The organism is Streptomyces sp. NPDC054770, assembly GCF_053611985.1.
This window is the reverse complement of sequence record NZ_JBSHBL010000094.1, coordinates 13,951-36,832: the sequence shown is the minus strand read 5'-3', so window position 1 is coordinate 36,832 and position 22,882 is coordinate 13,951. Positions and strand designations below refer to the sequence as shown.

19 protein-coding genes are annotated in these 22,882 nt (G+C 71.4%); 12 read left to right on the top strand and 7 right to left on the bottom strand.

Features of this window, described 5'->3' with window-relative positions:
* Nucleotides 1-28: 28 nt before the first annotated feature.
* The 4 genes from ACWGKQ_RS44970 to ACWGKQ_RS44955 form a co-directional block, all read right to left on the bottom strand.
* Nucleotides 29-1,039 (bottom strand): MASE1 domain-containing protein, encoded by a 1,011-nt coding sequence (locus ACWGKQ_RS44970; protein WP_453297866.1) that lies wholly within the window; start codon nucleotides 1,037-1,039, stop codon nucleotides 29-31.
* 81 nt (nucleotides 1,040-1,120) lie between these two features.
* Complete coding sequence (locus tag ACWGKQ_RS44965; RefSeq protein WP_453297865.1) at nucleotides 1,121-1,954, bottom strand: PP2C family protein-serine/threonine phosphatase; 834 nt, start codon at nucleotides 1,952-1,954, stop codon at nucleotides 1,121-1,123.
* 110 nt (nucleotides 1,955-2,064) lie between these two features.
* A complete protein-coding gene (locus ACWGKQ_RS44960) occupies nucleotides 2,065-3,168 on the bottom strand; it encodes a GNAT family N-acetyltransferase (RefSeq protein WP_453297864.1) in 1,104 nt (367 codons plus the stop codon).
* 283 nt (nucleotides 3,169-3,451) lie between these two features.
* Nucleotides 3,452-5,263, bottom strand: a complete 1,812-nt coding sequence (locus ACWGKQ_RS44955; protein WP_453297863.1) for an FAD-binding dehydrogenase — start codon at nucleotides 5,261-5,263, stop codon at nucleotides 3,452-3,454.
* 411 nt (nucleotides 5,264-5,674) lie between these two features.
* Between ACWGKQ_RS44955 and ACWGKQ_RS44950 the strand changes: the two genes are divergently transcribed.
* From ACWGKQ_RS44950 to ACWGKQ_RS44925, 6 genes are read left to right on the top strand one after another with little or no spacing between them, the layout of a single operon-like run.
* Nucleotides 5,675-6,766, top strand: a complete 1,092-nt coding sequence (locus ACWGKQ_RS44950) for a sugar ABC transporter substrate-binding protein (protein WP_453297862.1) — start codon at nucleotides 5,675-5,677, stop codon at nucleotides 6,764-6,766.
* Nucleotides 6,767-6,811: 45 nt separating this feature from the next.
* Entirely contained in the window at nucleotides 6,812-7,900 is a 1,089-nt protein-coding gene (locus ACWGKQ_RS44945) for a mandelate racemase/muconate lactonizing enzyme family protein (RefSeq protein ID WP_453297861.1), read from the top strand.
* Nucleotides 7,897-8,961, top strand: a complete 1,065-nt coding sequence (locus ACWGKQ_RS44940; RefSeq protein WP_453297860.1) for an ABC transporter permease — start codon at nucleotides 7,897-7,899, stop codon at nucleotides 8,959-8,961. The genes ACWGKQ_RS44945 and ACWGKQ_RS44940 overlap by 4 nt, the downstream gene beginning before the upstream one ends.
* Entirely contained in the window at nucleotides 8,958-9,980 is a 1,023-nt protein-coding gene (locus ACWGKQ_RS44935) for an ABC transporter permease (protein WP_453297859.1), read from the top strand. Before ACWGKQ_RS44940 ends, ACWGKQ_RS44935 begins: the two co-directional genes overlap by 4 nt.
* The gene (locus ACWGKQ_RS44930) at nucleotides 9,977-11,500 is read left to right on the top strand and encodes a sugar ABC transporter ATP-binding protein (RefSeq protein WP_453297858.1); all 1,524 of its coding nucleotides are present in this window, start codon (nucleotides 9,977-9,979) and stop codon (nucleotides 11,498-11,500) included. The genes ACWGKQ_RS44935 and ACWGKQ_RS44930 overlap by 4 nt, the downstream gene beginning before the upstream one ends.
* Nucleotides 11,497-11,820, top strand: coding sequence for an L-rhamnose mutarotase (locus ACWGKQ_RS44925; RefSeq protein WP_453297857.1), 324 nt, complete (start codon nucleotides 11,497-11,499; stop codon nucleotides 11,818-11,820). Before ACWGKQ_RS44930 ends, ACWGKQ_RS44925 begins: the two co-directional genes overlap by 4 nt.
* Here ACWGKQ_RS44925 and ACWGKQ_RS44920 read toward each other — a convergent pair.
* The gene (locus ACWGKQ_RS44920; protein WP_453297856.1) at nucleotides 11,810-12,553 is read right to left on the bottom strand and encodes a GntR family transcriptional regulator; all 744 of its coding nucleotides are present in this window, start codon (nucleotides 12,551-12,553) and stop codon (nucleotides 11,810-11,812) included. The genes ACWGKQ_RS44925 and ACWGKQ_RS44920 overlap by 11 nt on opposite strands.
* A gap of 192 nt (nucleotides 12,554-12,745) precedes the next feature.
* On the opposite strand from ACWGKQ_RS44920, the gene ACWGKQ_RS44915 reads away from it, so the two are divergent.
* From ACWGKQ_RS44915 to ACWGKQ_RS44890, 6 genes are all read left to right on the top strand, one after another.
* Nucleotides 12,746-13,489, top strand: a complete 744-nt coding sequence (locus tag ACWGKQ_RS44915; RefSeq protein WP_453297855.1) for a YqjF family protein — start codon at nucleotides 12,746-12,748, stop codon at nucleotides 13,487-13,489.
* 118 nt (nucleotides 13,490-13,607) lie between these two features.
* Nucleotides 13,608-14,822 carry a carbohydrate-binding protein gene (locus ACWGKQ_RS44910; RefSeq protein ID WP_453297854.1) on the top strand — a complete coding sequence of 405 codons (1,215 nt, stop codon included), beginning with the start codon at nucleotides 13,608-13,610 and terminating at the stop codon, nucleotides 14,820-14,822.
* 129 nt (nucleotides 14,823-14,951) lie between these two features.
* A complete protein-coding gene (locus ACWGKQ_RS44905; RefSeq protein WP_453297853.1) occupies nucleotides 14,952-15,728 on the top strand; it encodes a polysaccharide lyase family 7 protein in 777 nt (258 codons plus the stop codon).
* Between the two features lie 84 nt (nucleotides 15,729-15,812).
* Nucleotides 15,813-16,637, top strand: a complete 825-nt coding sequence (locus ACWGKQ_RS44900) for a DUF4389 domain-containing protein (protein ID WP_453297867.1) — start codon at nucleotides 15,813-15,815, stop codon at nucleotides 16,635-16,637.
* Between the two features lie 41 nt (nucleotides 16,638-16,678).
* Nucleotides 16,679-17,134: a hypothetical protein gene (locus tag ACWGKQ_RS44895; protein WP_453297852.1), complete on the top strand. Its 456-nt coding sequence runs from the start codon at nucleotides 16,679-16,681 to the stop codon at nucleotides 17,132-17,134.
* 154 nt (nucleotides 17,135-17,288) lie between these two features.
* The gene (locus tag ACWGKQ_RS44890; RefSeq protein ID WP_453297851.1) at nucleotides 17,289-18,263 is read left to right on the top strand and encodes an SMP-30/gluconolactonase/LRE family protein; all 975 of its coding nucleotides are present in this window, start codon (nucleotides 17,289-17,291) and stop codon (nucleotides 18,261-18,263) included.
* Nucleotides 18,264-18,317: 54 nt separating this feature from the next.
* Here the strand turns inward: ACWGKQ_RS44890 and ACWGKQ_RS44885 are convergent, their stop codons facing one another.
* Both ACWGKQ_RS44885 and ACWGKQ_RS44880 read right to left on the bottom strand, forming a co-directional pair.
* Nucleotides 18,318-21,692, bottom strand: a complete 3,375-nt coding sequence (locus ACWGKQ_RS44885; protein ID WP_453297850.1) for a pyruvate carboxylase — start codon at nucleotides 21,690-21,692, stop codon at nucleotides 18,318-18,320.
* Between the two features lie 191 nt (nucleotides 21,693-21,883).
* On the bottom strand, nucleotides 21,884-22,705 hold the full coding sequence (locus tag ACWGKQ_RS44880; RefSeq protein WP_453297849.1) for a hypothetical protein: 822 nt from the start codon (nucleotides 22,703-22,705) through the stop codon (nucleotides 21,884-21,886).
* Nucleotides 22,706-22,882 lie beyond the last annotated feature (177 nt).

Genomic DNA, 22,882 nt, shown 5'->3' with positions numbered 1-22,882 from the left:
GGCGGCCGCCCGGTCCCCGTGGCGTCGGTCACCGGGTACCGCGCTCGCGCCGCGGCTTCGCCGCCTCCGGCGGGGCGCGCCCGGCCGGGGAGTCGTGTGCGGTGAGGTGCTCCAGCGCCTCGGCCAGCTCCTCGCAGGCCTCCGCGACGGAGCGCCGGGTGTCGTGCTGCTCGGTGATCACGGCCGACAGCAGCAGCGCGGTCAGCGCCAGCGCGCCGTTGAACAGCTGAAGCTTCAGCATCACCTCGACGGGGGACAGCCGGGCGAACGCTCCGGTGCCCTCCGTCGCGGCGACCGTGGCCGTCACCGACGCGAACAGGGCGCACAGCATGCTCCCCGCCAGCCGGAACCGCAGCGCGGCCCAGATCAGCAGCGGGTAGACGAGGAACAGCGCGCTCAGCGCGCTGTTCGTGGCCACCGGGATCAGGACGGCCGCGACGACCACGAGGGCCAGGGCCTCCTTCCAGCGGGCCAGGGACGGCAGCCGGCGGGTTTCGAACAGCACCAGCAGGACGGGGGTGACGATCAGCACGCCCATCGCGTCGCCGACCCACCATGTCAGCCAGATCGGCCAGAAGTGGGTCCCGTCGAGCTTGCCCACGAGCATCAGGGTGACCACGTCGACGGTGGAGCTGATCATCATGGCGGCGAACGCCCCGAGGAACACCAAGGCGAGGCCGTCCCGCAGCCGGCTCAGGTCGGTGCGGAAGCCGACTCGGCGCAGCATCACACAGGCGCACACCGGACCGGCCGTGTTGCCGAGGAGAATGCCCACGAGGTCGGGCCCGGGCGCGCCGATCGACAGCACGAGGATGAGGGCACCGAGCGTGATGCCCGGCCAGCAGCCCAGGCCGAAGACCAGCAGACAGGCCAGCGCCACGCCGGTCGACGGATAGATGGGCGTGAAGACGGCGCCCTCGACGGTGAGCCGGCACAGCAGGCCGAGCCGTCCTGCCGCGAAGTAGCAGGTGGCGACGGCCAGCGTCCGGAGGGCGAAGACGGCCGGGCGCAGCTCCTGGTTACCCACCACACCAGCCATCAGACACCGCGGCGGCCGGGTCGGCGAGGCGGAGGCCGCCTGCGGCTGACGCGAGAGGCCGGTGCCGGTGCCCCCGGGGGCCTACGGCTGCGCTGTGGTGTCCAGGCCGTCGTGGCCCATGACCAGGACGGCCGCGTCGTCCTCGTGGCCCACGCGTTCCGCGCCCTTGATCACGGCCGCGGCCAGGGACTGCGCCTCGAGGCCGGCGACGGCGGCGACCCCGGCGAGCCGTACCACCTGGTCGAGTCCCTCCTCGATGGGCATCGACGGCCCCTCCACCACCCCGTCCGTGAGCAGCACGAACATGCCGCCGGTGGTGAGCCGGTAGTGGGCCACGGGGTACTCGACGCCCGGTTCGATGCCCAGCGGCGGTCCGCCCTCGTCCTCCCCGACGCCGGACTTTCCGTCGGCGGTGGCCCAGACGAACGGGACATGACCGGCCCGGGCGCTCTCCAGCACCCCGGTCTCCGGGTCGAGCCGCATGAAGGTGCAGGTCGCGAAGAGGTCGGTGCCCAGGGACACCAGCAGGTCGTTGGTACGGGCGAGCAGCTCGCCCGGCTCGCTGGTCACCGAGGCGAGCGCCCGCAGGGCCGCCCGGACCTGGCCCATGAACGCGGCCGCCTCGATGTTGTGGCCCTGGACGTCGCCTATGGACAGGCCGATGTGCCCGTCCGGCAGCCTGAAGGCGTCGTACCAGTCGCCGCCCACGTTGAGCCCGAAGCAGGCGGGCGCGTAGCGGACGGCCAGGTGGAAGCGGGGGGTGTCGGGCAGGTCCCGGGGCAGCATGCCGCGCTGGAGGGCGATGGCCAGCTCCACCTGCGAGCGCTGGTACTCGGCCCGCTCGCGTGCCTGGGCGGTGAGCGACCTGAGTCTGGCCAGCAGCTCGTCGTCGTCCGTTGAACGCTTGCGGGGCATGGATCACTCCGGCCGCGGCGACATCCTTAGCAGGGCAAACCCCTAGGTTTTTACCTTTACAGGATCATAGTGCCAACACCGGCCCCCGGCCGGGACGGGGGCCGGTCGGTTCACCCCTTGTGCGGGCCGTCCGCGCGGCGGGACGCGCGCAGCGTGCCGACCGTCTTGAGCAGCCGGTCGGCCGGGTCGCGCAGCCGGGGGTGGGCGAGGACCGTGTTGCGCAGCCCGCGGACCGGGCGGCGCCACAGGCGGTGCGCCGCGGCCACCGGGTGGGCTCGGGTGGCGAACCCCTCGCCCACCCGCAGCTCGCGGGTCTTGAGCCAGTCCTTGTACTCCTTGTCGCCGCGCCCGAGGTCGACGAGGGTGATCCCGGCCCGTGCCGCGGCCTCGGCGGTGCGCAGATGCATCATCAACCCCGGCGAGTAGTAGTGCAGTTCGGGGTCGTAGGCGGTGAACCAGGCGGCGAGTACGGTGCCCGAGCGCGGGCCGAAGTGCGCGGCCACCGGCCGGTCACCGGCGTAGAGCACGGACAGCACGCCGGTGAAGTGCTCCTCGCGGACGTGGAAGAGGTGGTCCACCAGGTCGACGATCCAGGGGCGGGCGAAGCGGTCCATGCGCCCGGTCCGCCGGTACTGGGCGGACTTCCAGCGCATCAGCGTGCGCAGGGCCGCGGGATCGCGTTCGTCGAACTCGAAGCGCAGGTCGCCGGTGTCGCGGCCGAGGCGCCGTTCCTTCTTCAGCGTGGTCTTCGCCAGGCCCGGGTAGGTGGCGCGCAGCCACTCGGGGTAGCCGCCGTCGCCGGGCTTCACGTCGATCACCGGCGAGGCGAAGGTGCCGGTGACATGAGGGGCGAAAGGTCTCTGCTCGGCCACCAGGTGGTCGAACTCGAAGATGGACGTCCCGCAGGCGCTCAGCAGCTCCTGCACGTCCCAGGTGACGCCGGGCCGGTGCACCAGCGCCTGGCAGTCGGAGAGGCCGAGACCGACGGCCCGGCCGACGCCGAGGGCGTTGCGCTCGTACGGGAGGAAGCCGACGGGATCACCGCCCTCGCGCAGGACCGCCACCCGGACGCCGGCCCGGTGTTTGCCGACGCCGATCGTGAACTCCGGGGCCAGAAAAGGGTTTGCGTACTCCGGCGATTCGTCCATCGCGCGGTGCCAGGCCCCGCGGAGCGGCTGGGTCAGCTCGCCGGGTCTGTGGATCGTGATGTCCACCTCAGATCAACCGCCCCTCGGCTGACGAGGTGTGTGACGCATGACTGCACTGGCCTCTGGATCGCATGGGCGACCGCTCCCCCCCCATAACGCGAATTCCGCGTTCTGCCGCTGCTACGAACAGCTCCTGTTCCGCGCTGTACACCTTCGATCCCGGACCGGCGACGGGGTCGCCGGTCCGGAGGTGTCGCTCAAACGTCGCGAAACAGTACGCACACTGTCAAGGGTGCCACTGTCGGGGCGGGTTGGGAGTGGGTGACTCGGACTTTCCCGCTCCTTTCCGTCAGGTCGCCGTCGCCGCGGCCGCCGCGCGGCCCGCCGCCCGGCCGGAGAAGAGGCACCCGCCGAGGAAGGTGCCCTCCAGCGAGCGGTATCCGTGCACCCCGCCGCCGCCGAAGCCCGCGACCTCACCGGCGGCGTACAGGCCGGGGACGGGAGAGCCGCTGCTGTCCAGGACGCGCCCGGAGAGGTCCGTCTGGAGGCCGCCGAGGGTCTTGCGGGTGAGGATGTTCAGCCGGACGGCGATCAACGGGCCGGCGCTCGTGTCCAGGATCTTGTGGATCGGCGCGGTACGGCTGAGGGAGTCGCCGATGTAGCTGAGCGCGTTGCGGATGCCCTGGACCTGGACGTCCTTGCTGTACGGGTTGTCGATCTCGCGGTCACGGGCCTCGATCTGCCCTCTGAGGTCGGCGAGGCCGATGAGGTTGTCGCCGGTCAGCTTGTTCATGCCGGTGACCAGGTCGGTGAGGTTGTCGGCGACCACGAAGTCGACGCCGTTGTTCTTGAACTTCTCGATGGGCTCCGGGGTCTGCCAGATCCTGGACAGCAGCTGCCAGACGTTCTTGTTGGTGAGGTCGGGGTTCTGCTCGGAGCCGGAGAGCGCGAACTCCTTGGCGATGATCTTCTGGGTGGTGACGAACCAGGAGTAGTCGTAGCCGGAGGCGGTGATCGACCCGAGGGTGTGCAGGGTGTCGTAGCCGGGGATGTCGGGCGTGTTGAAGCGGCGTCCCTTGGCGTCGAACCACATCGAGGACGGCCCGGGCAGGATGCGGATGCCGTGGTTCGGCCAGATCGGGGCGTAGTTGCGCAGGCCCTCGGTGTAGTGCCACATCCGGTCGGGGTTGACGATCCGGCCGCCCGCCTGGGCCGTGATGCCGAGCATCCGGCCGTCCACGTGCGCGGGGACGCCGGTCACCATGAACTTCGGCGGGGTGCCGAGCCGGGTCGGCCAGTTCTGCCGGACGAGGTCGTGGTTGGCACCGATGCCGCCCGAGGTGACCACCACGACCGGGGCCCGCAGCTCGAAGTCGCCGACGACGGTACGGCTGCTGGGGGTGCCGCGGGCCGCGCTGCTGGGCTCCAGGACCGCGCCCCGGACTCCGGTCACCGCGCCGCCCGTGGTCACCAACTCGTCCACCCGGTAGCGGAACTTGAAGGTCACCTTGCCGGCGGCGACCGCGGCGCGGACCTTCTTCTCGAACGGTTCCACGACGGCGGGGCCGGTGCCCCAGGTGACGTGGAAGCGGGGCACGGAGTTGCCGTGGCCGTCGGCGAGGCCGCCGCCGCGCTCGGCCCAGCCCACGATCGGGAACCACTGGACGCCCAGGCCGGAGAGCCAGGACCGCTTCTCGCCGGAGGCGAAGTCCACATACGACTCGGCCCACTTGTAGGCCCAGTAGTCCTGGCCGGTCGGGTCGTCCACGCCCCGGTCGAAGCCGGCCGTGCCGAGCCAGTCCTGCCAGGCGAGGTCGTGGGAGTCCTTGACGCCCATCAGCCGCTGCTCGTCGGAGTCGACGAAGAACAGTCCGCCGAAGGACCAGAACGCCTGGCCGCCGAGGCTCGCCTCCGGCTCCTGGTCGAGCAGCAGCACCTTGCGGCCGGCGGCGGCCAGTTCGGCGGTCGCGACCAGACCGGCGAGGCCGTGGCCGACGACGATCGCGTCCGCGTCCTGGGACTCGGCGGCGAACGCCCCGGCCTGGCCGAGGGTCAGACCGGCGAGCGCGCCGCCGGCCACCGTCAGCACCTGACGGCGGGTGAACCGGGACGACTGCTCGGAGCCTTCGGGCACGTCGGCGCCTGCTCTGGGTGTTTCCATGGGGGGTTGCCTTCCGTACGGATGCGGGCGGTGCGGGAGACATGACTGGGACTGCCGGGACGGCAGGGTGTTACCGACGGTAGCCCATGGTGGGAGCGCCGACCAGAGCCGTGCGTGATCGGGTCTCGGGCGAACGGCCGGGCAGGCGAACCGAGTTGAGAGGTAGCCGCCCGCGCGGGCGGACGCGACATCGGCACCTCGTTCGCCCATCCCCTGCCCCCATCCCCTGCCCCCATCCTCTGACCGAGATAACGTTTCCTATAGGATTCTTGCCTGGTCGCTACGGCCCAGGTTCACCCGTGAGCAGGTATTCCCTGATGGCAACGGTTCCTGTCACAGGCCTTGACGCACGCATTCCCCTGCCCCACGATCACCGCATCGATTTCCTATCTGATCCTGCGGGGGTGGGAGATGTATTTCCCGACCAGATCCGTTCTGTCCGGGGTTCTCACGGCGACACTGCTCGCCACGGGCACCGCGGCCTGCACCTACCGCAACGCACCCGTCCCCGCCACCGGGCAGGCCTCGGCCGCCGGACGCACCGGCGACGGCGCCGACCTGGCCGACGGGTCGGGGACCAAGGTGGCCCTGGTGCCCGGCGGCGCCCATCCGTACTTCCAGCCGTGGAAGACGGCGGGGGCCGCCGCGAAGAAGACCTACGGCCTCGGGGACGTCACCTTCGACGAGACGGCGGAGTGGGACCAGCAGAAGCAGAACAACCTGCTTTCCACGCTCGCGGCCCGCGGCTACAACGCCTTCGGGGTGTTCGGGGTCTCCCCCACCGACATCAACACGACCTTCGCCGACCTCACGTCACAGGGCTTCCCGGTGGCGTCCCTGGGCTCCTGCCCGGCCGGCGACACGGACAAGGCCGACTTCTGCCTCTCCACGGACGTCGAACTCGCCGCCTACAAGGCCGCGAAGGCCGCCATCGCGGCCATGGGCGGCCAGGGCACCCTGGTCCATCTGACCGGCAACAACGTCGACGCCAACACCCAGTTGCGGATCAAGGGCGTGGCCCGGGCCGTCAAGGAGTCCGGCGGCAAGGTGAAGCTCCTGCAGACCATCACCGACATCGACACGGATCTGCAGACCGCGCAGAAGGCGGTGTCCGACCTGATGGCGGCCAAGGGCGGGCAGATCACGGGCATCGTCGCCACCGCCTACAACCCGGCCGTCGCCGCCGCCGACGCCGTCAGGACGTCCGGCTCGAAGGCGAAGGTCGTCGCCATCGACGACGACGCCAAGATCCTCAGCGGCATCAGGCAGGGCACGGTCACGGCGACCGTCGTACAGAACCCCACCGGCCAGGCCGAGATCGGCACCTGGGCGCTCGCGCTGCTCCAGACCAAGCAGTGCACCATGCGCGATCCCGGGGTGGAGGTCGACTCGGGTTCGTTCGTCGTCACCAAGGCGAACGTCGCCGACTACGACAAGGCCCGGCAGCAGAAGACCAAGCAGCTGAAGACGGAGTTCGCCGACAAGTACCTCTCGTGCGGCTGACCGCCCCTTGACAGCCCCGAAGAGCCCGAAAGAGAACGGACAACGATGAGCATCATCACGACCGCGAGCGCCCGGCTGGCCGACATCGCCGTCGAGACGGACCGTACCGACGCGGTGCAGTCCTTCGTCAAACAGGAGACGGTCCTGGTCGACCTGGCGACCGCGGACGGCCTCGCGGGCACCGGCTACGCCTACACGATCGGAACCGGCGGCACGTCCGTACTGGCCCTGCTCCGCGACCATCTGCTCCCGGCCCTGGTCGGACAGGACGCCCGCAACGTCGAGGCGCTGTGGCAGCGGCTGTTCTCCCTGACCCGGGCCACCACCACCGGCGCCATCACCTCCCTCGCCCTGGCCGCCGTGGACACCGCCCTGTGGGACGTGCGCTGCAAGCGGGCCGGGGAGCCGCTGTGGCGGCTGGCCGGCGGGTACCGCCAGGAGGTGCCGGTCTACGACACCGAGGGCGGCTGGCTCCACCTGGGCACCGAGGAACTGGTGAAGGGCGCCCTGCGGGCCAAGGAGGCGGGGTGGGCCGGAGTCAAGATCAAGGTGGGCAAGCCGCATCCCGCCGAGGACGCGGAGCGGCTGCGCGCCGTACGCGAGGCGGTCGGTCCCGCACTGCACGTCATGACCGACGCCAACCAGTCCCAGACGGCGTCCTCGGTGCTCCGGCTGGCGGCCGCGCTGGAGCCGTACGACCCGTACTGGCTGGAGGAGCCGCTGCCCGCGGACGACATCAGCGGCCACGCCCGGCTCGCGCGGGCGACCCGGATCCCGGTGGCCGTCGGCGAGTCCATGTACTCGCTCATGCAGTTCCGCAGCTACCTGGAGACCGGTGCCGCGTCCATCGTCCAGGTCGACGCGGCCCGGATCGGCGGGATCACCCCGTGGCTGAAGGTGGCGCACCTGGCGGAGAGCCACCACGTGGCGGTCTGCCCGCACTTCCTGATGGAACTGCACGTCAGTCTCGCCGCCGCGGTGCCCAACGGCAGCTTCGTCGAGTACATCCCGCAGCTGCGGGCGGTGACCCGGACCGAGCTGGCCATCCGCGACGGCCTGGCGGTGGCCCCGGACGTGCCGGGCATCGGCATCGACTGGGACCCGGACGCGCTCGACGACCGGAGGGTGGCATGACGGCGGCCGTCAGCCCGCCGGAGACCGTACCGGAGGAGAAGGCGGCCGGTCACCGGATGCCGTTCTGGGTCAACCAGCGGCTCGGCCTGCTGGTGCTCGTCATCGCGCTGAGCGTGCTGTTCGGCGTGCTGCGGCCCGCCTTCCTCGACCAGCGCCTGGTGCTCTTCCCGCTGCTGCGGGACGTGGCCACGCTGACCGTGGTGGCGCTCGCCCAGATGGTCGCCCTGTCCGTGGGGCACATGAACCTCGCGGTCGGGCGGATGGCGGCCTTCGGGGCGATGTTCGCGGGCCTCGGCTACGACAAGCTGCATCTGCCCATGCAGGCCGGGCTGTTGCTGTGCCTGGCCGCGGGCGCGGCGATCGGCGCGGTCACCGGCTGGCTGATCGCCCGTACCGGGGTGAGCTCCTTCGTCGTCACGCTGGCGATGGACTTCGCCCTGCTGGGCCTGGTCTCCCTCATGTACTCGGCCCTCACCGAGGACGCCGCCTTCACCACCCGCCCGGCCGGCATCGACGCCCTGCGCTCCTACTCGCTGGCCGACATCTGCGCGGGCCCGATCTGCGGCTCGCCGGCGATCCCGCAGCTGGCCCAGTTCACCGTGCTGGCCATGCTCGGTCTCGGCTTCCTGTACGGCTGTACCCGCATCGGCAGGGAGCTGCTGCTGACCGGGGCGAACCCGGCCGCCGCCGAGCTCTCCGGCATCCCCACCGGGCGCCGGATCCTGCTCGCCCACACCCTCTCCGGACTGCTCGCGGCGCTCGCCGGGTTCATGGCCGCCGCCGGGACGGGCACGTTCCGCGCCTCCATCGGCGACGACTTCATGCTGCCGTCCTTCCTGGGCGCGGTGCTCGGCGGCACCCTGCTCACCGGCGGGGTGGTGTCCGTCCTTGGCACGCTCCTCGGCACCGCGCTGGTCGCCGTGATCCGCAAGGGGCTCGACCTGCTGGGCGTCGGCCTGGAAAGCCTCAACATCTACCTCGGCTGCATCCTGCTGCTGGCTCTCTCGGCCGACCGGATCCGCACCGTGGTGTCCTATCGCAAGGTGGTGCGCTCCACATGAGCACGATCCGCGACCAGCAGGGCCGGGCCGCCGCGGCGCTGCACCGGTTCTCCCGTACGACGACGGCCATGCTGCTGCTGGTCGTCGTGGCCGGGGCGGTGTCGCTGGAGGTGGCGTCCTCGGGCTCCTTCTTCGAGGGCCCCTCGGTACGGGTCTTCCTCCAGTACCTGGCCACGCCCATCCTGATCGGCCTCGCCCAGATGGTGGCACTGTGCGTGGGCCAGCTCAATCTCGCGGTCGGCGCCCTGGGCGGCTTCACCGCCTGCCTGACGGGCGTCCTGATGGCCGACCACGGGGTGCCCGCCGGGGTCGCCGTGCTCGTGGGGCTGCTGACGGCGACCGCCGTCGGCCTGGTGACCGGTGTCGTCATCGTGGCCACGCAGATCAACGGGTTCATCGTCACCCTCGCCACGATGACGATCCTGCTGGGCGCGCAGTACCGGCTCGTCGGCACCCGGACTGTCGACGGCTACTCCGCCACGCTGCGCGACCTGGGCACGGCGGCGCCGCTGGACATCCCGCTCGTCTTCGTCACGGCGATCGTCGCGGCGGTCCTGCTGGGCGCGTTCATGTACCGCACGGTCGCGGGACGGCGGCTGCTGGCCGCCGGCGGCAACCCGTTGGCCGCCCGCCTCTCGGGGATCTCCACCGACCGGCAGATCGTGGCCGCGCACACGCTGTCCGGGCTGCTGGTCGGGGTGGCCGCCGTGACCGCGACCGCCTCGCTGCCCGGCGTCAACCGTAGCGTCGGCGGCGACTGGCTGCTGCCCAGCTTCGCCGCGCCGATCATCGGCGGGGTGGCACTGACCGGCGGTTCCATCGCGGTGTTCGGGACCGTCCTCGCAGCCTTCGTGACCCGGCTCATCGACGCGGCCCGCGCCCAGTTCTCGCTGGACCCGAGCTGGGTGAACCTGCTGATCGGCCTGGTCGTCCTCGGCACGGTGGCCGGCGGGCACCTGCACCAGACGCGGCTGGCGAAGACCACCACGCCGGCCCCTCAACCGGGAGGCGCCCGATGAGTGAGGTCCTGCTCGAATGCCACGACCTCGTGAAGGTCTTCCCCGGGGTGCGTGCCCTGGACGGCGTGGGGCTGCGGCTGACCGCCGGCAGTGTGCACGCGCTCCTCGGTGAGAACGGCGCCGGCAAGTCCACCCTCATCAAGGTCCTGACCGGGGTGCACGCGCCCGACGGCGGCACCCTCACCTGGTGCGGCGAACCGGTGCAGCTGCGCTCGCCGCTGGAGGCGACCCGCACCGGCATCGGCGTCGTCCACCAGGAACGCAATCTGATCCCCGGCTTCTCGGTGGCCGAGAACATCACCCTGCAGAAGCCGCCCTCGCGCCGTGGACTGGTCGACTACGCGGCCATGACCGAACCGGCCGTCGCCTGCCTCACCGAGCTGGGCGTCGACCTCGACCCGGACCGGCCGGTGCGTGAACTTTCGGTCGCCCAGCAGCAGTTGGTGGAGATCGCCAAGGCCCTGTACACCGAGAGCCGGGTGCTGCTCCTGGACGAGCCCACCGCCTCCCTGTCCCCCGAGGAGACGGAGCGCCTGTTCGAGGTGGTCCGGCGGCTCGCCGGGCGCGGCGCCTGTGTCGTCTTCGTCAGCCACAAACTGGAGGAGGTCTTCGCCCTCTGCGACACCGTGACCGTGCTGCGCGACGGGAAGTCGGTGCTGGAGTCCGCGCCGCTGGCCGACCACTCCCACGACGACATCGTGGGCCTCATGGTGGGCCGCGCCCACGCGGCGGCCGAGATGCGGCCGCGCACGGTCGACCGGTCCGCCGCGCCGGTCCTGGAACTGGACGGCGTCGCCACGGCCGGCGGGCACCGGGACATCAGTCTGGCGGTGCGGCCCGGGGAGATCGTCGGCCTGTACGGGCTGGTCGGCGCCGGACGGAGCGAGCTGGTCAAGGCGGTGCTCGGCCTCGACCGCATCACCGCCGGCGAGGTCCGGGTGCACGGCAGCCCGGCCCGCATCGGCTCGCCCCGCCAGGCCCTGCACGAGTTCGGCATCGGCTACGTGACCGAGAACCGCAAGGAGGAGGGCGTCTTCCTGGAGCAGCCGATCGTCCGCAACATCACGGTGACGGTGTGGCGGCGGCTGGCCAGGGCGCTCGGCTTCGTCCCGGCGGGCGAGGAACGCGCCGTCGCCCAGGACCTTGTCGAGCGGCTCGGCATCCGGATCACCGGCCTCGCGCAGAACGCCGGCGAACTCTCGGGCGGCAACCAGCAGAAGGTCAGCCTGGCCAAGTGGCTGGCGGCCGACACCCGGTTGCTCGTCATCGACGAACCGACGGTGGGCGTCGACGTGCGCACCAAACGCGCCTTCCACGAACTCATCTGGGACCTCGCCCACGACGGTCTGCCCATCCTGCTGATCAGCAGCGACCTCGCGGAGATGGTCACCCTCGCCGACCGGATCGTCGTCATGACCGACCACCGCATCCGGGGCGAGGTCGGCAACGACCGGGACTACGACCGGATGAGCGGCCGGATCATCCGCCTGATCCACGACCGGGACGCGGTGCGCTCATGAGGCGCGTCGCGCAGGTCATCGCCGTACGCCCGGAAAAGCTCGACGAGTACCGGGAACTGCACCGCCGGGTACCGGAGCCGGTCCTCGACCGGCTCCGGCGCTGTCACATCGCCAACTACTCGATCCACCTGCTCGGCGACCGGCTGTTCGCCTACTTCGAGTACCACGGCGACGATCTGGCGGCCGACCTGGCGCTGATGGCCGAGGACGAGGCGACCCAGGAGTGGTGGCGGCTGACCGCGCCCTGCCAGACGCCGGTTCCGGAGGCGGCACCGGGTGAGTGGTGGGCCACGGCGGAGCAGGTGTTCCTCATGGAGTAGCCGGCCCGTCTCCGCTGCTGCCGTCTCCGCCGTCGTCCCCGAGCTGGCGCTCCATGCTGCGGGTGAGGTGCTCGGTCATCGCCTCGGCCGCCCGCTCGGCGTTGCGGCGCAGCACGGCCCGGACGATCCGCTCGTGCTCGGCGACGGTCGGGCCGCCGGCGCCGACGACGTTGCTGAGCCGGAAGATGTGCAGGTGCGCGTGGAGGCGCCGCACCGCGTCGGCCAGCAGCGGCCGGTGCGCGGCCTGTGCGACCGCCTCGTGGAAGCGCTGGTCGAGGGCGGCGAAGTCGCGGTAGGAGGCGTACCGGCCGTTGGGGCTGGGCTCGTCCTGCATCTCCTCCACGATCCGTTCCAGACCGTCGAGCTGCTCCTCGGTGGCGTGGGCGGCGGCCAGGGCGGCGGCCCTCGGCTCCAGCAGCAGCCGCATCTCGAAGAGTTCGGTGAGGCCCTGACGGGTCAGCAGTTCCGTGGCCCGGTACCCGGACAGGGCGCGCTTGACCACCAGGCCGTCGGACTCCAGGCGGGCCAGCGCCTCGCGGACGGGGGTGGGCGACACGCTGAGGGTCCGGGACAGCGCGTCGATGCCGACGCGGGCGCCGGGGGCGATCTCGTGGTCCATGACCATCGCCTTGATGCTCTCGTACACGCTGTCCGACAGCGCCTGCCGGACGGGTGCCGGCTCGCCGTGTCCGTCGCCCGGGACCCCGGCCGCTGAAGAGCTGTGCGGCGGCATCCCGGCTCCTCTTTCCCAAGGCCTGCGTGTCGCCCCCAGTTTACCCGGGTGGCGGGGCCGAGCGGCGCGGAAGTCCTGATCAGCGGGCCGTTGCCGGTGAAGGGCCGATCGGTGCCTGTGGCTGGTCCAGCCACCTCAGCTGTGGACGGTTCGGCCCCGTCGGCTCGCACTGGCGTGCTATCAACCTGTGCCATGGAGACCGTGGCGACCGAGCCCACAACCCCGTCCACCCCGCGGCCCGTACGGTGGCCGACGATGGTGCAGGGCTGGCATCAACTGACCTTTCTGCACTGGCCGGTGGAGCCGGAGCGGGTGGCGGGGCTGCTGCCCGCCGGCACCCGTCCGGACACCCTGGACGGGGTCACCTACGTCGGCCTCGTCCCGTTCCTGATGCGGGGCACGGGCTTCGGGCCGGGTCCGGGGCTGCCGTACCTGGGCACCTTCTGCGAGACGAACGTACGGCTGTACTCGGTGGACGGACACGGCCGGCGCGGGGTGGTGTTCAGATCGCTGGACGCGACCCGGCTGCTCCCGGTGCTGGCGGGCCGGCTGGGGTTCCGGCTGCCCTACGTCTGGTCCGCGATGCGGCTGCGCCGCGAGGGTGATGTGATCACCTACACCTGCCGGCGGCGGCGCCTGGCGGCCTCGAGCCGGGCGGTCGTACGGATCGGCGCGCCGATCGGCGCGCCCTCGCCGCTGGAGCACTTCCTGACCGCGCGCTGGGGGCTGCACGTGACCTGGCACGGCCGCACCGCGCACCTGCCGAACGAGCATCCGACCTGGCCGCTGCACCGGGCCGAACTCCTCGATCTGGACGACGAGTTGGTCGCAGCGGCAGGCCTGCCCGCACCGCCCGGGCCGCCGGTCAGCGTGCTCTGGTCGCCCGGGGTGAAGGTGCGGTTCGGGACGCTGGAACTACTCCGCCACCCCAGGTAAAGAAATCGTATGGTCTAGTCCAAAGTGAGCTTTGGTCCAGTCCAATTCATTGACGTGACCGCGACATCTCCGGAAGCTGGGACCCACCCCACCTCCCCGGCCCCCCTTGGAGGCACCAGTGAGACCCCTTCGCGCATGTCTGGGCGCGGCGGTCGCCGTCACCCTCGCCGCCGCCGGCACCACCGCGCTCGTCGCGAGCGACGCCTCGGGCGCGACCACCGCACTGAGCAACCGGTGGTACGCGGCCGCCCCCTACCTGATGCCGCTGGACAACAACCCGCCGGACGCGGCCGCGATCATGGACGCCACCGGCCTCAAGGCCTTCCAGCTGGCGTTCGTCCTGGCCCCCAACGGCGGCGGCTGCTCTCCCACCTGGGGCGGCACGGCGGCGGTCTCCTCCGACACCGCCGTCCAGTCGGTGATCAACACCATCCGCGCCAAGGGCGGCGACGTCTCGATCTCGATCGGCGGCTACGGCGGCACCAAGCTGGGCCAGACCTGCGCGGACGCGGCCTCCACCGCCGCCGCCTACCAGCAGGTCATCACCAAGTACGGGCTGCACGCGATCGACTTCGACCTGGAGGAGCCGGAGTACGAGAACACCGCGGCGATCAAGAACGAGATCGGCGCCGCGAAGATCCTCCAGCAGAACAACCCGGGCCTGTACGTGTCCGTGACGACGCCCGGTACGGCGGACGGGACCGGCTGGTTCGGCAAGCAGATGCTGCTGGAGGCGAAGTCCGAGGGGTTCACGCCGAACAACTTCTCCATCATGCCGTTCGACGGCGGTTTCAGCGGGGCGGCCTCGCAGACCAGCGCGCTCACCAACTTCAACTCGATCCTCCAGTCCACCTTCGGGTGGGACCAGGCGACCGCCTACGCCCACGAGGGCTTCTCCGGGATGAACGGCCGCAGCGACACCGGCGAGTACTTCACCCAGGCCGACTTCCAGACCGTCCTCGACTACGCGACGAGCCACAACATGGACCGGTTCACGTTCTGGTCCCTGAACCGCGACCGCCAGTGCAGCCCGGTCGACAACAACGGCGCCACGTCCGGGACCTGCTCCAGCGTGGCGCAGGGCGCCTGGGACTTCGCCAAGTACTCGGTGAAGTTCGCCGGGGTCACCCCGCCGACCACCACGCCCACCCCGACACCCACCCCGACACCCACTCCCACCTCGTGCAAGACCGCCTGGAGTGCGACGGCGGTGTACACCGCCGGGAACGAGGTCTCGTACAACAGCCACAACTGGCAGGCGAAGTGGTGGACCCAGAACGAGGTGCCCGGCGCCTCCCAGTGGGGTCCCTGGCAGGACGAGGGAGCCTGCTGAACCTCTTGACGGGATTGGTTCGGACCTTTAGCTTCACGGGTCATCGACGGTTATGGATGCGTCCAGGGTTCATATACATGAACACGATAGGGACTCTGGACGCAGCCTCCTGACGAAAGGACCCCCCACGTGAACCGTTCCCGGCTGCTCGCGGCACCGACCGCCGCGGGCCTCGCCCTCGCCCTCACCGTGCTGTTCGGCGGCAGCGCGGACGCGGCGAACCCGAACGTCGCGCCCGGCGGCAACTTCGACCTGTCCGTATGGCAGCTCCAGGAGCCGGTCGGCTCCCCCGGCTCGCCGACCACCATCTCCTCGTCCCGGCTGCAGGGTGCCAACGGCTACCAGGACGCGTACTTCTACACCGACACCCGCGACGGCGCGATGACCTTCTGGGCGCCCGAGAAGGGCGTCACGACCCCGAACTCGAACTACGCCCGCTCCGAACTGCGCGAGATGAACCGGGACGGCAGCGCCGCCAACTGGTCGCTGAGCGGCAGCCACAAGCTGAGCGCGACCCTGCGGGTGGTCTCGGTGACCAAGAACGTGTGCGTGGGCCAGATCCACCTCGGCACCGGCGGCTCGTCCACCAAGCCGCTGGTGGAGCTGTACTACCACTCCAACGGCGACATCGTCCTCGGCACCGAGAACTCCCCGGACGGCGGCCAGACCACGCACACCGTGGGCAACGTGTCGGTCGGCAAGACCTGGACGTACACCATCGCCGTCTCCGGCGGGAACACCATCAACCTGACCGTCAACGGCACTACGACCCACTACGCCATTCCGTCCTCCTTCAACCAGTACAAGCAGTACTTCAAGGCGGGCTCGTACAACCAGTCGTCCTCCGACAGCACGACCAACGGCGCTCGGGTCGCGTTCTACGGCCTGACCGTCACACACGGCTGAGTTCGACTGGTCCGGCCTGGCGGGGGCCGCCGTTCCGCCGCACGCTGGTGATGCCATCCGCACCGCAGCCGGACGACGGGAGGACTGATGACTCAGAGCTGGGGACCTCGTCCTCCCGTCACGGCGGACGGCGCCGAATGGCGGCCCGCGCTGGACATCCCGGCGCCCGGGCCGCAGCGCCGCTGGACGGTGCTGCTGCGCTGGCTGCTGCTGGTCCCGCAGTACGTCGTGCTCTGCGTCCTGGGCATCGCGGCGTTCTTCGTGACGGTGGCCGGCTGGTTCGCGGCACTCGTCCTGGGCCGGCTGCCCGACCCGATCGCCTCGTTCCTGGGCAAGTACCTGGCCTACGAGACCCGGATCGCGGCCAGCTCCCTGCTCCTGGTGGACCGGTATCCGCCGTTCGCCCTCACCGCGCCCGACTACCCGGTGCGGATCGAACTGCGGCCCACCACCCTGAACCGGTTCGCGGTCCTTTTCCGGCTGATCCTGATGATCCCGGCGGCGATCATCGCGAACCTCGCGGCGACCGGCTGGTTCGTGATCGGCTGGATCTTCTGGATCATCACGATCGTGCTGGGCCGGCTGCCGGGCCCGGTCTTCGGGGCGACCGCGGCGGTCGCCCGCTACCGGATGCGGTTCGGCGCCTACACCAGCATGCTGTCGCCCGTCTACCCGAAGGGACTCCTCGGCGACCAGCCGGACGCCGGGAAGGAGGCCTGGGAGAAGACCGGGGAGGAGGCCGGCTCCGCCACCCGTCCCCTGGTCCTGGACACCGCCGCGAAGGTCCTGATCTGGGTCTTCCTGGCGCTCGGCCTGATCACCCAGATCGGCTCCCGCTCCACCGGCGACTACGACGAGAACGGACTGGCGAATACGCCGCAAGTGGTACATCTCGCGGGACGGTCGTAGCGTCGAAGGGAACATGTACGGCCGAACGGGCGGGAGCGACCATGCGCAGTCCAGTGGTGGGAACGGCGATCGGACTCGGGGCGGCCCTGCTGCTCACGGCAGGCATGACCACGGCCTCCGCGGCGCCGCCGACCCCGCCCGCGTCACGGGCGGCGGTCCAGCACCCGGTGCTCGTCGACTGCCTCTGGCACCAGCGGTTCAGGCCGACCGACTTCTTGCTGGCGTGCGGCGACGGCAACAGCATCCTCACCGGCATGCACTGGACCCAGTGGAACGACAACACGGCGGTCGCCCAGGGCGTGAACGCGGTGAACGACTGCAAGCCGTACTGCGCGGCCGGCAAGTTCCACAAGTACCCGGTGACCGTACGGCTCGACCGCCCGACGGCCTGGACGAAGCACCCGAACGTGCAGCACTTCACGCGGATGAACCTGACCTACTCCGGCGCCAGGCCGGAGGGATACACGCAGGTCATGAGCTACCCGATGTGGAACTGAGCGGGGCCGTCACCCGGCTGCGCGGCATGCGGGGCCACGCCGTGCGCCGGGCGGGCGACGTCGCGGCCACGGCTGCCGCGGCCAGGGGACGGCGGGGCGTCATGTTGGTGTGACCGATACGCCGGAGCGCTGTGCTCCCGTCGAAAGAGGTCACATGCCCCGATTCCCTTTCCGGGCCGTCGCCGCCCCGGCCGCGGTCGCGATCGGCCTGCTCGCGGCGGTTCCGGCCGCGAGCGACGAGCCGGTCCTCTCCCGTCCGCACACCGTCGCCCATTTCGACCTGGCGCGGGGGCAGACGCCCGAGAGCGTCGTCGCCGAGCAGGGCGGCGCGGTCGATGTGTCCTTCGCGTTCGCCCGGCAGGTCGTCAAGGTCACCCGGGAGCGCCGGGTCCGGGTCCTCGCGACCCTGCCCGTCGTGGACAACCCCCGCACGCCCCTGGTCAGCAGCGCGGTCACGCACGGCCTGGCCCGCGCGCACGACGGCACGCTGTACGTCAACTACGCCACCGGCACCGGCAGGACCGGCGTCTGGCGCATCCCGGCGGGCGGCGGCACGCCCGTACAGATCGCCAAGCTGCCGGCGAACGGCCTGCCCAACGGCCTGGCCCTCGACGAGAAACACGGGGTGCTCTACGTCGCCGACTCGGCGCTGGGCACGGTGTGGCGCGTCCCGCGGTCGGGCGGCACGCCCACGGCCTGGGCCACCGGCACCGCGCTCAGCGGGCTCCCGTCGGGCACCGGCTTCGGCGCGAACGGGATCAAGGTCCACAAGGACGCGGTGTGGGTGACCAACACCGACCGGGGCACCCTGCTGCGCATCCCGGTCGGCGCGGACGGCTCGGCAGGGGCGGCCCAGACGCGCGCGACCGGCCTCACCGGGGCCGACGACTTCGTCTTCCCCGGCCACTCGGACCTGGTGCTCGCCGCGCTGAACCCGTCCAACGAGGTCGCGCTGGTCGATCCGGACGGCACCCACAGCGGCGTCCTGTCCGTGCAGGAGGGGCTGTCCAACCCGACCTCGCTGGCGGTGAGCGGCCGCGACGTGTTCGTGGTGAGCGCCGCCTACTTCACCCAGCGCGACCCGAACCTGCTCAAGGCCCGGCTGGGCGCGCACTTCTCCCGCTCGTAGCCGGGGAGGGCCGGGTCCGGCCGGCCCTCCCCCGCCTCCGGCGGCCGTCCGGCCTCAGGCGATCTGGACCAGCAGGTCGCCGCCCTCCACCTGCTGGATGCGGTTGATGGCGAGCCGGGAGATCCGGCCGGCCTTCGGGGCGGTGATGGTGGCCTCCATCTTCATGGCCTCGATGGTGGCCACCGTGGCGCCCGCCTCGACCTCCGTGCCCTCCTCCACCGCGAGGGTGACGACCCCGGCGAACGGGGCCGCGACATGGCCGGGGTTGGATCGGTCGGCCTTTTCGGTGGCCGGGATGTCGGAGGCCGCCGCCCGGTCGCGGATCTGGATCGGCCGCAGCTGTCCGTTGAGGCTCGACATCACCGTGCGCATACCGCGTTCGTCGGCCTCGCCGACGGCCTGGAGCTCGATGAGCAGCCGGACGCCGGGCTCCAGGTCGACCGAGTACTCCTTGCCCGGGCGCAGGCCGTAGAAGAAGTCCTTGCTGTCCAGGACGCTGGTGTCGCCGTACGTCTGGCGGTGGGTCTCGAACTCGCGGGTCGGGGCCGGGAACAGCAGCCGGTTGAGGGTCGTACGGGGTTCCTTGGCGAGGCCCTCGCGGTCCTCGGCGGTCAGCTCGGGGGCCGGCTTGGCGGCGGCGCGGCCCTGGAGGGCCTTGGTGCGGAACGGCTCGGGCCAGCCGCCGGGCGGGGTGCCCAGCTCGCCGCGCAGGAAGCCGATGACCGAGTCCGGGATGTCGAACTTGTCGGGGGTCGCCTCGAAGTCCACCGGCCGGACCCCGGCGCCGACCAGGTGCAGGGCGAGGTCGCCGACCACCTTGGAGGACGGGGTGACCTTGACCAGCCGGCCCAGGATGCGGTCGGCGGCCTCGTACATCGCCTCGATCTCCTCGAAGCGGTCCCCGAGACCCAGCGCGACGGCCTGGGTGCGCAGGTTGGAGAGCTGGCCGCCGGGGATCTCGTGGTGGTAGACGCGGCCGGTCGGCGAGGCGAGGCCGGCCTCGAAGGGGGCGTAGACCTTGCGGACGCTCTCCCAGTACGGCTCCAGGTCCTCGATCGCCCGCAGGTCGAGCCCGGTGGGCCGCTCCGAGTAGTCGGTCGCGGCCACGATCGCCGACAGCGAGGGCTGCGAGGTCGTACCGGCCATGGAGGCCACCGCGCCGTCCACCGCGTCCGCGCCCGCCTGGATCGCGGCGAGGTAGGTGGCCAGCTGGCCGCCCGCGGTGTCGTGGGTGTGCAGGTGGACCGGGAGGTCGAACTCGCTGCGCAGGGCCGAGACCAGCTTCGCGGCGGCCGGGGCGCGCAGCAGGCCCGCCATGTCCTTGACGGCCAGGATGTGCGCGCCCGCCTCGACGATCTGCTCGGCGAGCCGCAGGTAGTAGTCGAGGGTGTAGAGGCGCTCGTCGGGGTTGGAGAGGTCGGCGGTGTAGCAGAGGGCGACCTCGGCGATCGCGGTGCCCGTCTCGCGTACGGCCTGGATGGCGGGGCGCATCTGGCCGACGTCGTTGAGGGCGTCGAAGATGCGGAAGATGTCGATGCCGGTGGCGGCGGCCTCGTGGACGAAGGAGTCGGTCACCTCGGTCGGGTACGGGGTGTAGCCGACGGTGTTGCGGCCACGCAGCAGCATCTGGAGGCAGATGTTGGGGACGGCCTCGCGCAGGGCGGCGAGGCGCTCCCAGGGGTCCTCGGCGAGGAAGCGCAGCGCCACGTCGTAGGTGGCGCCGCCCCAGCACTCCAGGGAGAGGAGTTCGGGCAGGGTGCGGGCGACGACCGGGGCGACGGCGAGGAGGTCCTTGGTGCGCACGCGGGTGGCGAGCAGGGACTGGTGGGCGTCGCGGAAGGTGGTGTCGGTGATGCCGATGGTGGGCGACTCTCGCAGCCACCGGGCGAAGCCCTCGGGGCCGAGCTCGACCAGCCGCTGGCGCGAGCCCGCGGGCGGTTCGCCGTCCGGCAGCGGGGGCAGCTTGGTGGTCGACTCGATCAGGTGGGGGCGCTCGCCGTGCGGCTTGTTGACGGTGACGTCGGCCAGGAAGGTGAGCAGCTTGGTGCCGCGGTCGGCGGAGGAGCGGGCGGTGAGCAGGTGCGGGCGCTGCTCGATGAACGACGTGGTGATCCGCCCGGCCTGGAAGTCCGGGTCGTCCAGGACCGCCTGGAGGAAGGGGATGTTGGTGGCGACACCGCGGATGCGGAACTCGGCGACGGCACGCCGGGCCCGGCCGATGGCGGCCTTGAAGTCCCGGCCCCGGCAGGTGAGCTTCACCAGCATCGAGTCGAAGTGGGCGCTGATCTCCGTACCCGCGTGAGTGGTGCCGCCGTCGAGGCGGATACCGGAGCCGCCCGGGGAACGGTAGGCGCTGATGCGGCCGGTGTCGGGGCGGAAGCCGTTGGCGGGGTCCTCGGTGGTGATACGGCACTGGAGGGCCGCGCCGTGCAGCTTCACCGTCTCCTGGGAGAGGCCGAGGTCGGCGAGGGTCTCGCCGGAGGCGATGCGCATCTGGGCCTGGACCAGGTCGACGTCGGTGACCTCCTCGGTGACCGTGTGCTCGACCTGGATGCGCGGGTTCATCTCGATGAAGACGTGGTTGCCGTTCGGGTCGAGGAGGAACTCGACGGTGCCGGCGTTGCGGTAGCCGATCTCGCGGGCGAAGCGGACCGCGTCGGCACAGATCCGGTCGCGCAGCTCGGGATCGAGGTTGGGCGCGGGGGCCAGCTCGATGACCTTCTGGTGGCGGCGCTGCAGCGAGCAGTCCCGCTCGAAGAGGTGAATGACGTTGCCCTCGCCGTCGGCGAGGATCTGCACCTCGATGTGGCGCGGATCGATGACGGCCTTCTCCAGGAAGACGGTCGGGTCGCCGAACGCGGAGGCCGCCTCCCGGGATGCCTGCTCGATGGACTCCCGCAGCGCGGCCGGGTCCTCGACCCGGCGCATGCCGCGGCCACCGCCGCCGGCGACGGCCTTCACGAACACCGGGAAGCCGATCTCGTCGGCGGCGCGGACCAGTTCGTCGATGTCGTTGGAGGGCTGGGAGGAGCCGAGCACCGGTACGCCGGCCGCGCGGGCGGCGGCCACCGCGCGGGCCTTGTTGCCCGTCAGTTCCAGTGTCTGGGCGCTGGGCCCGACGAAGGTGATGCCCGCCTCCTCGCAGGCACGGGCGAGTTCGGGGTTCTCGGACAGGAAGCCGTAGCCCGGGTAGACGGCGTCGGCCCCGGCCCGCCGGGCCGCGCCCACGATCTCCTCGACGGACAGATAGGCCCGCACCGGATGCCCGGGTTCCCCGATCTCGTAGGCCTCGTCGGCCTTCAGCCGGTGCAGTGAGTTGCGGTCCTCGTGCGGGAACACGGCGACCGTGCGCGCACCCAGCTCATAGCCCGCGCGGAAAGCGCGGATGGCGATCTCTCCACGGTTGGCGACCAGCACCTTGCGGAACATCCCTGGATCCCTTCAGCCTGCCGGCGACGAACACCATGGTGTCAGCCGCGCCCTGCCGTAGCCCGCGCAACATTAGGGGTTGGCCGGACCTGCTGAAGTGCGAAAACCATCACATTGACGTTGCTGAGCAGTTCGGCGGGTCGGCCGCGTGACGTATGGGGTTTCGGGGAAGCCGGGAGGGTTGGGGAGTCTCAGGGCAGCCGGAAGGACGGTACAGGGTGGCGCGGTGGGCCCGGCCGGGGTACCGGTGGGCCGGACCGGGGCGGCGACGGTGTGGTGCCCAGCCGGTCGGCCGGGCGGGCGGCGAGGCGGCCGAGGAGCGGCAGGCGGTGGCCGTGCAGCAGGGCGAGGACGACGGCCGAGCCCACGGCGATCAGGTGCTCGCGGCCGGCGAGGTTCGGTACGGCGATGGACTCCCAGACCATCGAGCCGCCGGTGAGGGTGAAGACGACGGGGGCGCGCCGGACGACCGCCAGATAGGTGAAGAGGCCCACCACGGCGGCGGACGGCCCCGTGTCGAGGATCCGGCCGACCTCGGGGGGCAGGCCGAAACCCCACCAGCCGGGGCCCAGCGCGACCATCACCCGGGCGGTCATGGTGCCGGCGAGGGTGGTGAGGTAGGCGACGGCGAGGGTTCGGCCGCGGCCGAGGGTGAGTTCGGCGAGCGCGAAGGCGAGGAAGAGCTGGGTGATGCCGGCCCAGACCGGCAGGTCGAGCGCCGGGACGTAGAGCGACACCGGGGTGCGCAGCAGGGAGAGCCACAGCGGGAGGTCGGCGGTGACGCCGCCGAGGTGCCACACCAGCCTTCTGCCGAAGGGGTGCTGGGCGATGCCGTGGAAGAAGATGACGCCGAACGCGGCCACGAACGCCAGCACGAGCCCGGACAACCCGCGCCGTACCAGCTGTCGTACCGGCTCCACCACGATCGCGTGCCATTCGTCGCGCAGCGTCCGCCGCACGAAGCGGACCGCCCGCGCGGCCACCGAGCTCCAGTCGCCTGCCATGAAAGGCATCGCCCCCATCGACACCGCCGCCGCCGTCGGCCTGCGCCCCCCAAGAGGTTCTCCGCGCCCGGGCCGTTCCACGCGTCATCGTATAGACGTTTGGATCATTTGCGACGATGCGGGAGCTACGACTGGTCGGATATCGGCGTCGGATTTATCACCCGTCCACGGCTGAACCCGCGCGGC

Excerpts from the sequence above, each read along its gene's own strand:
- ACWGKQ_RS44935 (WP_453297859.1), top strand. The coding sequence starts at position 8,958 with ATGAGCACGATCCGCGACCAGCAGGGCCGGGCCGCCGCGGCGCTGCAC.
- ACWGKQ_RS44950 (WP_453297862.1), top strand. The coding sequence starts at position 5,675 with ATGTATTTCCCGACCAGATCCGTTCTGTCCGGGGTTCTCACGGCGACA.
- ACWGKQ_RS44895 (WP_453297852.1), top strand. The coding sequence starts at position 16,679 with ATGCGCAGTCCAGTGGTGGGAACGGCGATCGGACTCGGGGCGGCCCTG.
- ACWGKQ_RS44945 (WP_453297861.1), top strand. The coding sequence starts at position 6,812 with ATGAGCATCATCACGACCGCGAGCGCCCGGCTGGCCGACATCGCCGTC.
- ACWGKQ_RS44940 (WP_453297860.1), top strand. The coding sequence starts at position 7,897 with ATGACGGCGGCCGTCAGCCCGCCGGAGACCGTACCGGAGGAGAAGGCG.
- ACWGKQ_RS44930 (WP_453297858.1), top strand. The coding sequence starts at position 9,977 with ATGAGTGAGGTCCTGCTCGAATGCCACGACCTCGTGAAGGTCTTCCCC.
- ACWGKQ_RS44920 (WP_453297856.1), bottom strand. The coding sequence starts at position 12,553 with ATGCCGCCGCACAGCTCTTCAGCGGCCGGGGTCCCGGGCGACGGACAC.
- ACWGKQ_RS44885 (WP_453297850.1), bottom strand. The coding sequence starts at position 21,692 with ATGTTCCGCAAGGTGCTGGTCGCCAACCGTGGAGAGATCGCCATCCGC.
- ACWGKQ_RS44880 (WP_453297849.1), bottom strand. The coding sequence starts at position 22,705 with ATGCCTTTCATGGCAGGCGACTGGAGCTCGGTGGCCGCGCGGGCGGTC.
- ACWGKQ_RS44890 (WP_453297851.1), top strand. The coding sequence starts at position 17,289 with ATGCCCCGATTCCCTTTCCGGGCCGTCGCCGCCCCGGCCGCGGTCGCG.
- ACWGKQ_RS44965 (WP_453297865.1), bottom strand. The coding sequence starts at position 1,954 with ATGCCCCGCAAGCGTTCAACGGACGACGACGAGCTGCTGGCCAGACTC.
- ACWGKQ_RS44955 (WP_453297863.1), bottom strand. The coding sequence starts at position 5,263 with ATGGAAACACCCAGAGCAGGCGCCGACGTGCCCGAAGGCTCCGAGCAG.
- ACWGKQ_RS44970 (WP_453297866.1), bottom strand. The coding sequence starts at position 1,039 with ATGGCTGGTGTGGTGGGTAACCAGGAGCTGCGCCCGGCCGTCTTCGCC.
- ACWGKQ_RS44915 (WP_453297855.1), top strand. The coding sequence starts at position 12,746 with ATGGAGACCGTGGCGACCGAGCCCACAACCCCGTCCACCCCGCGGCCC.
- ACWGKQ_RS44925 (WP_453297857.1), top strand. The coding sequence starts at position 11,497 with ATGAGGCGCGTCGCGCAGGTCATCGCCGTACGCCCGGAAAAGCTCGAC.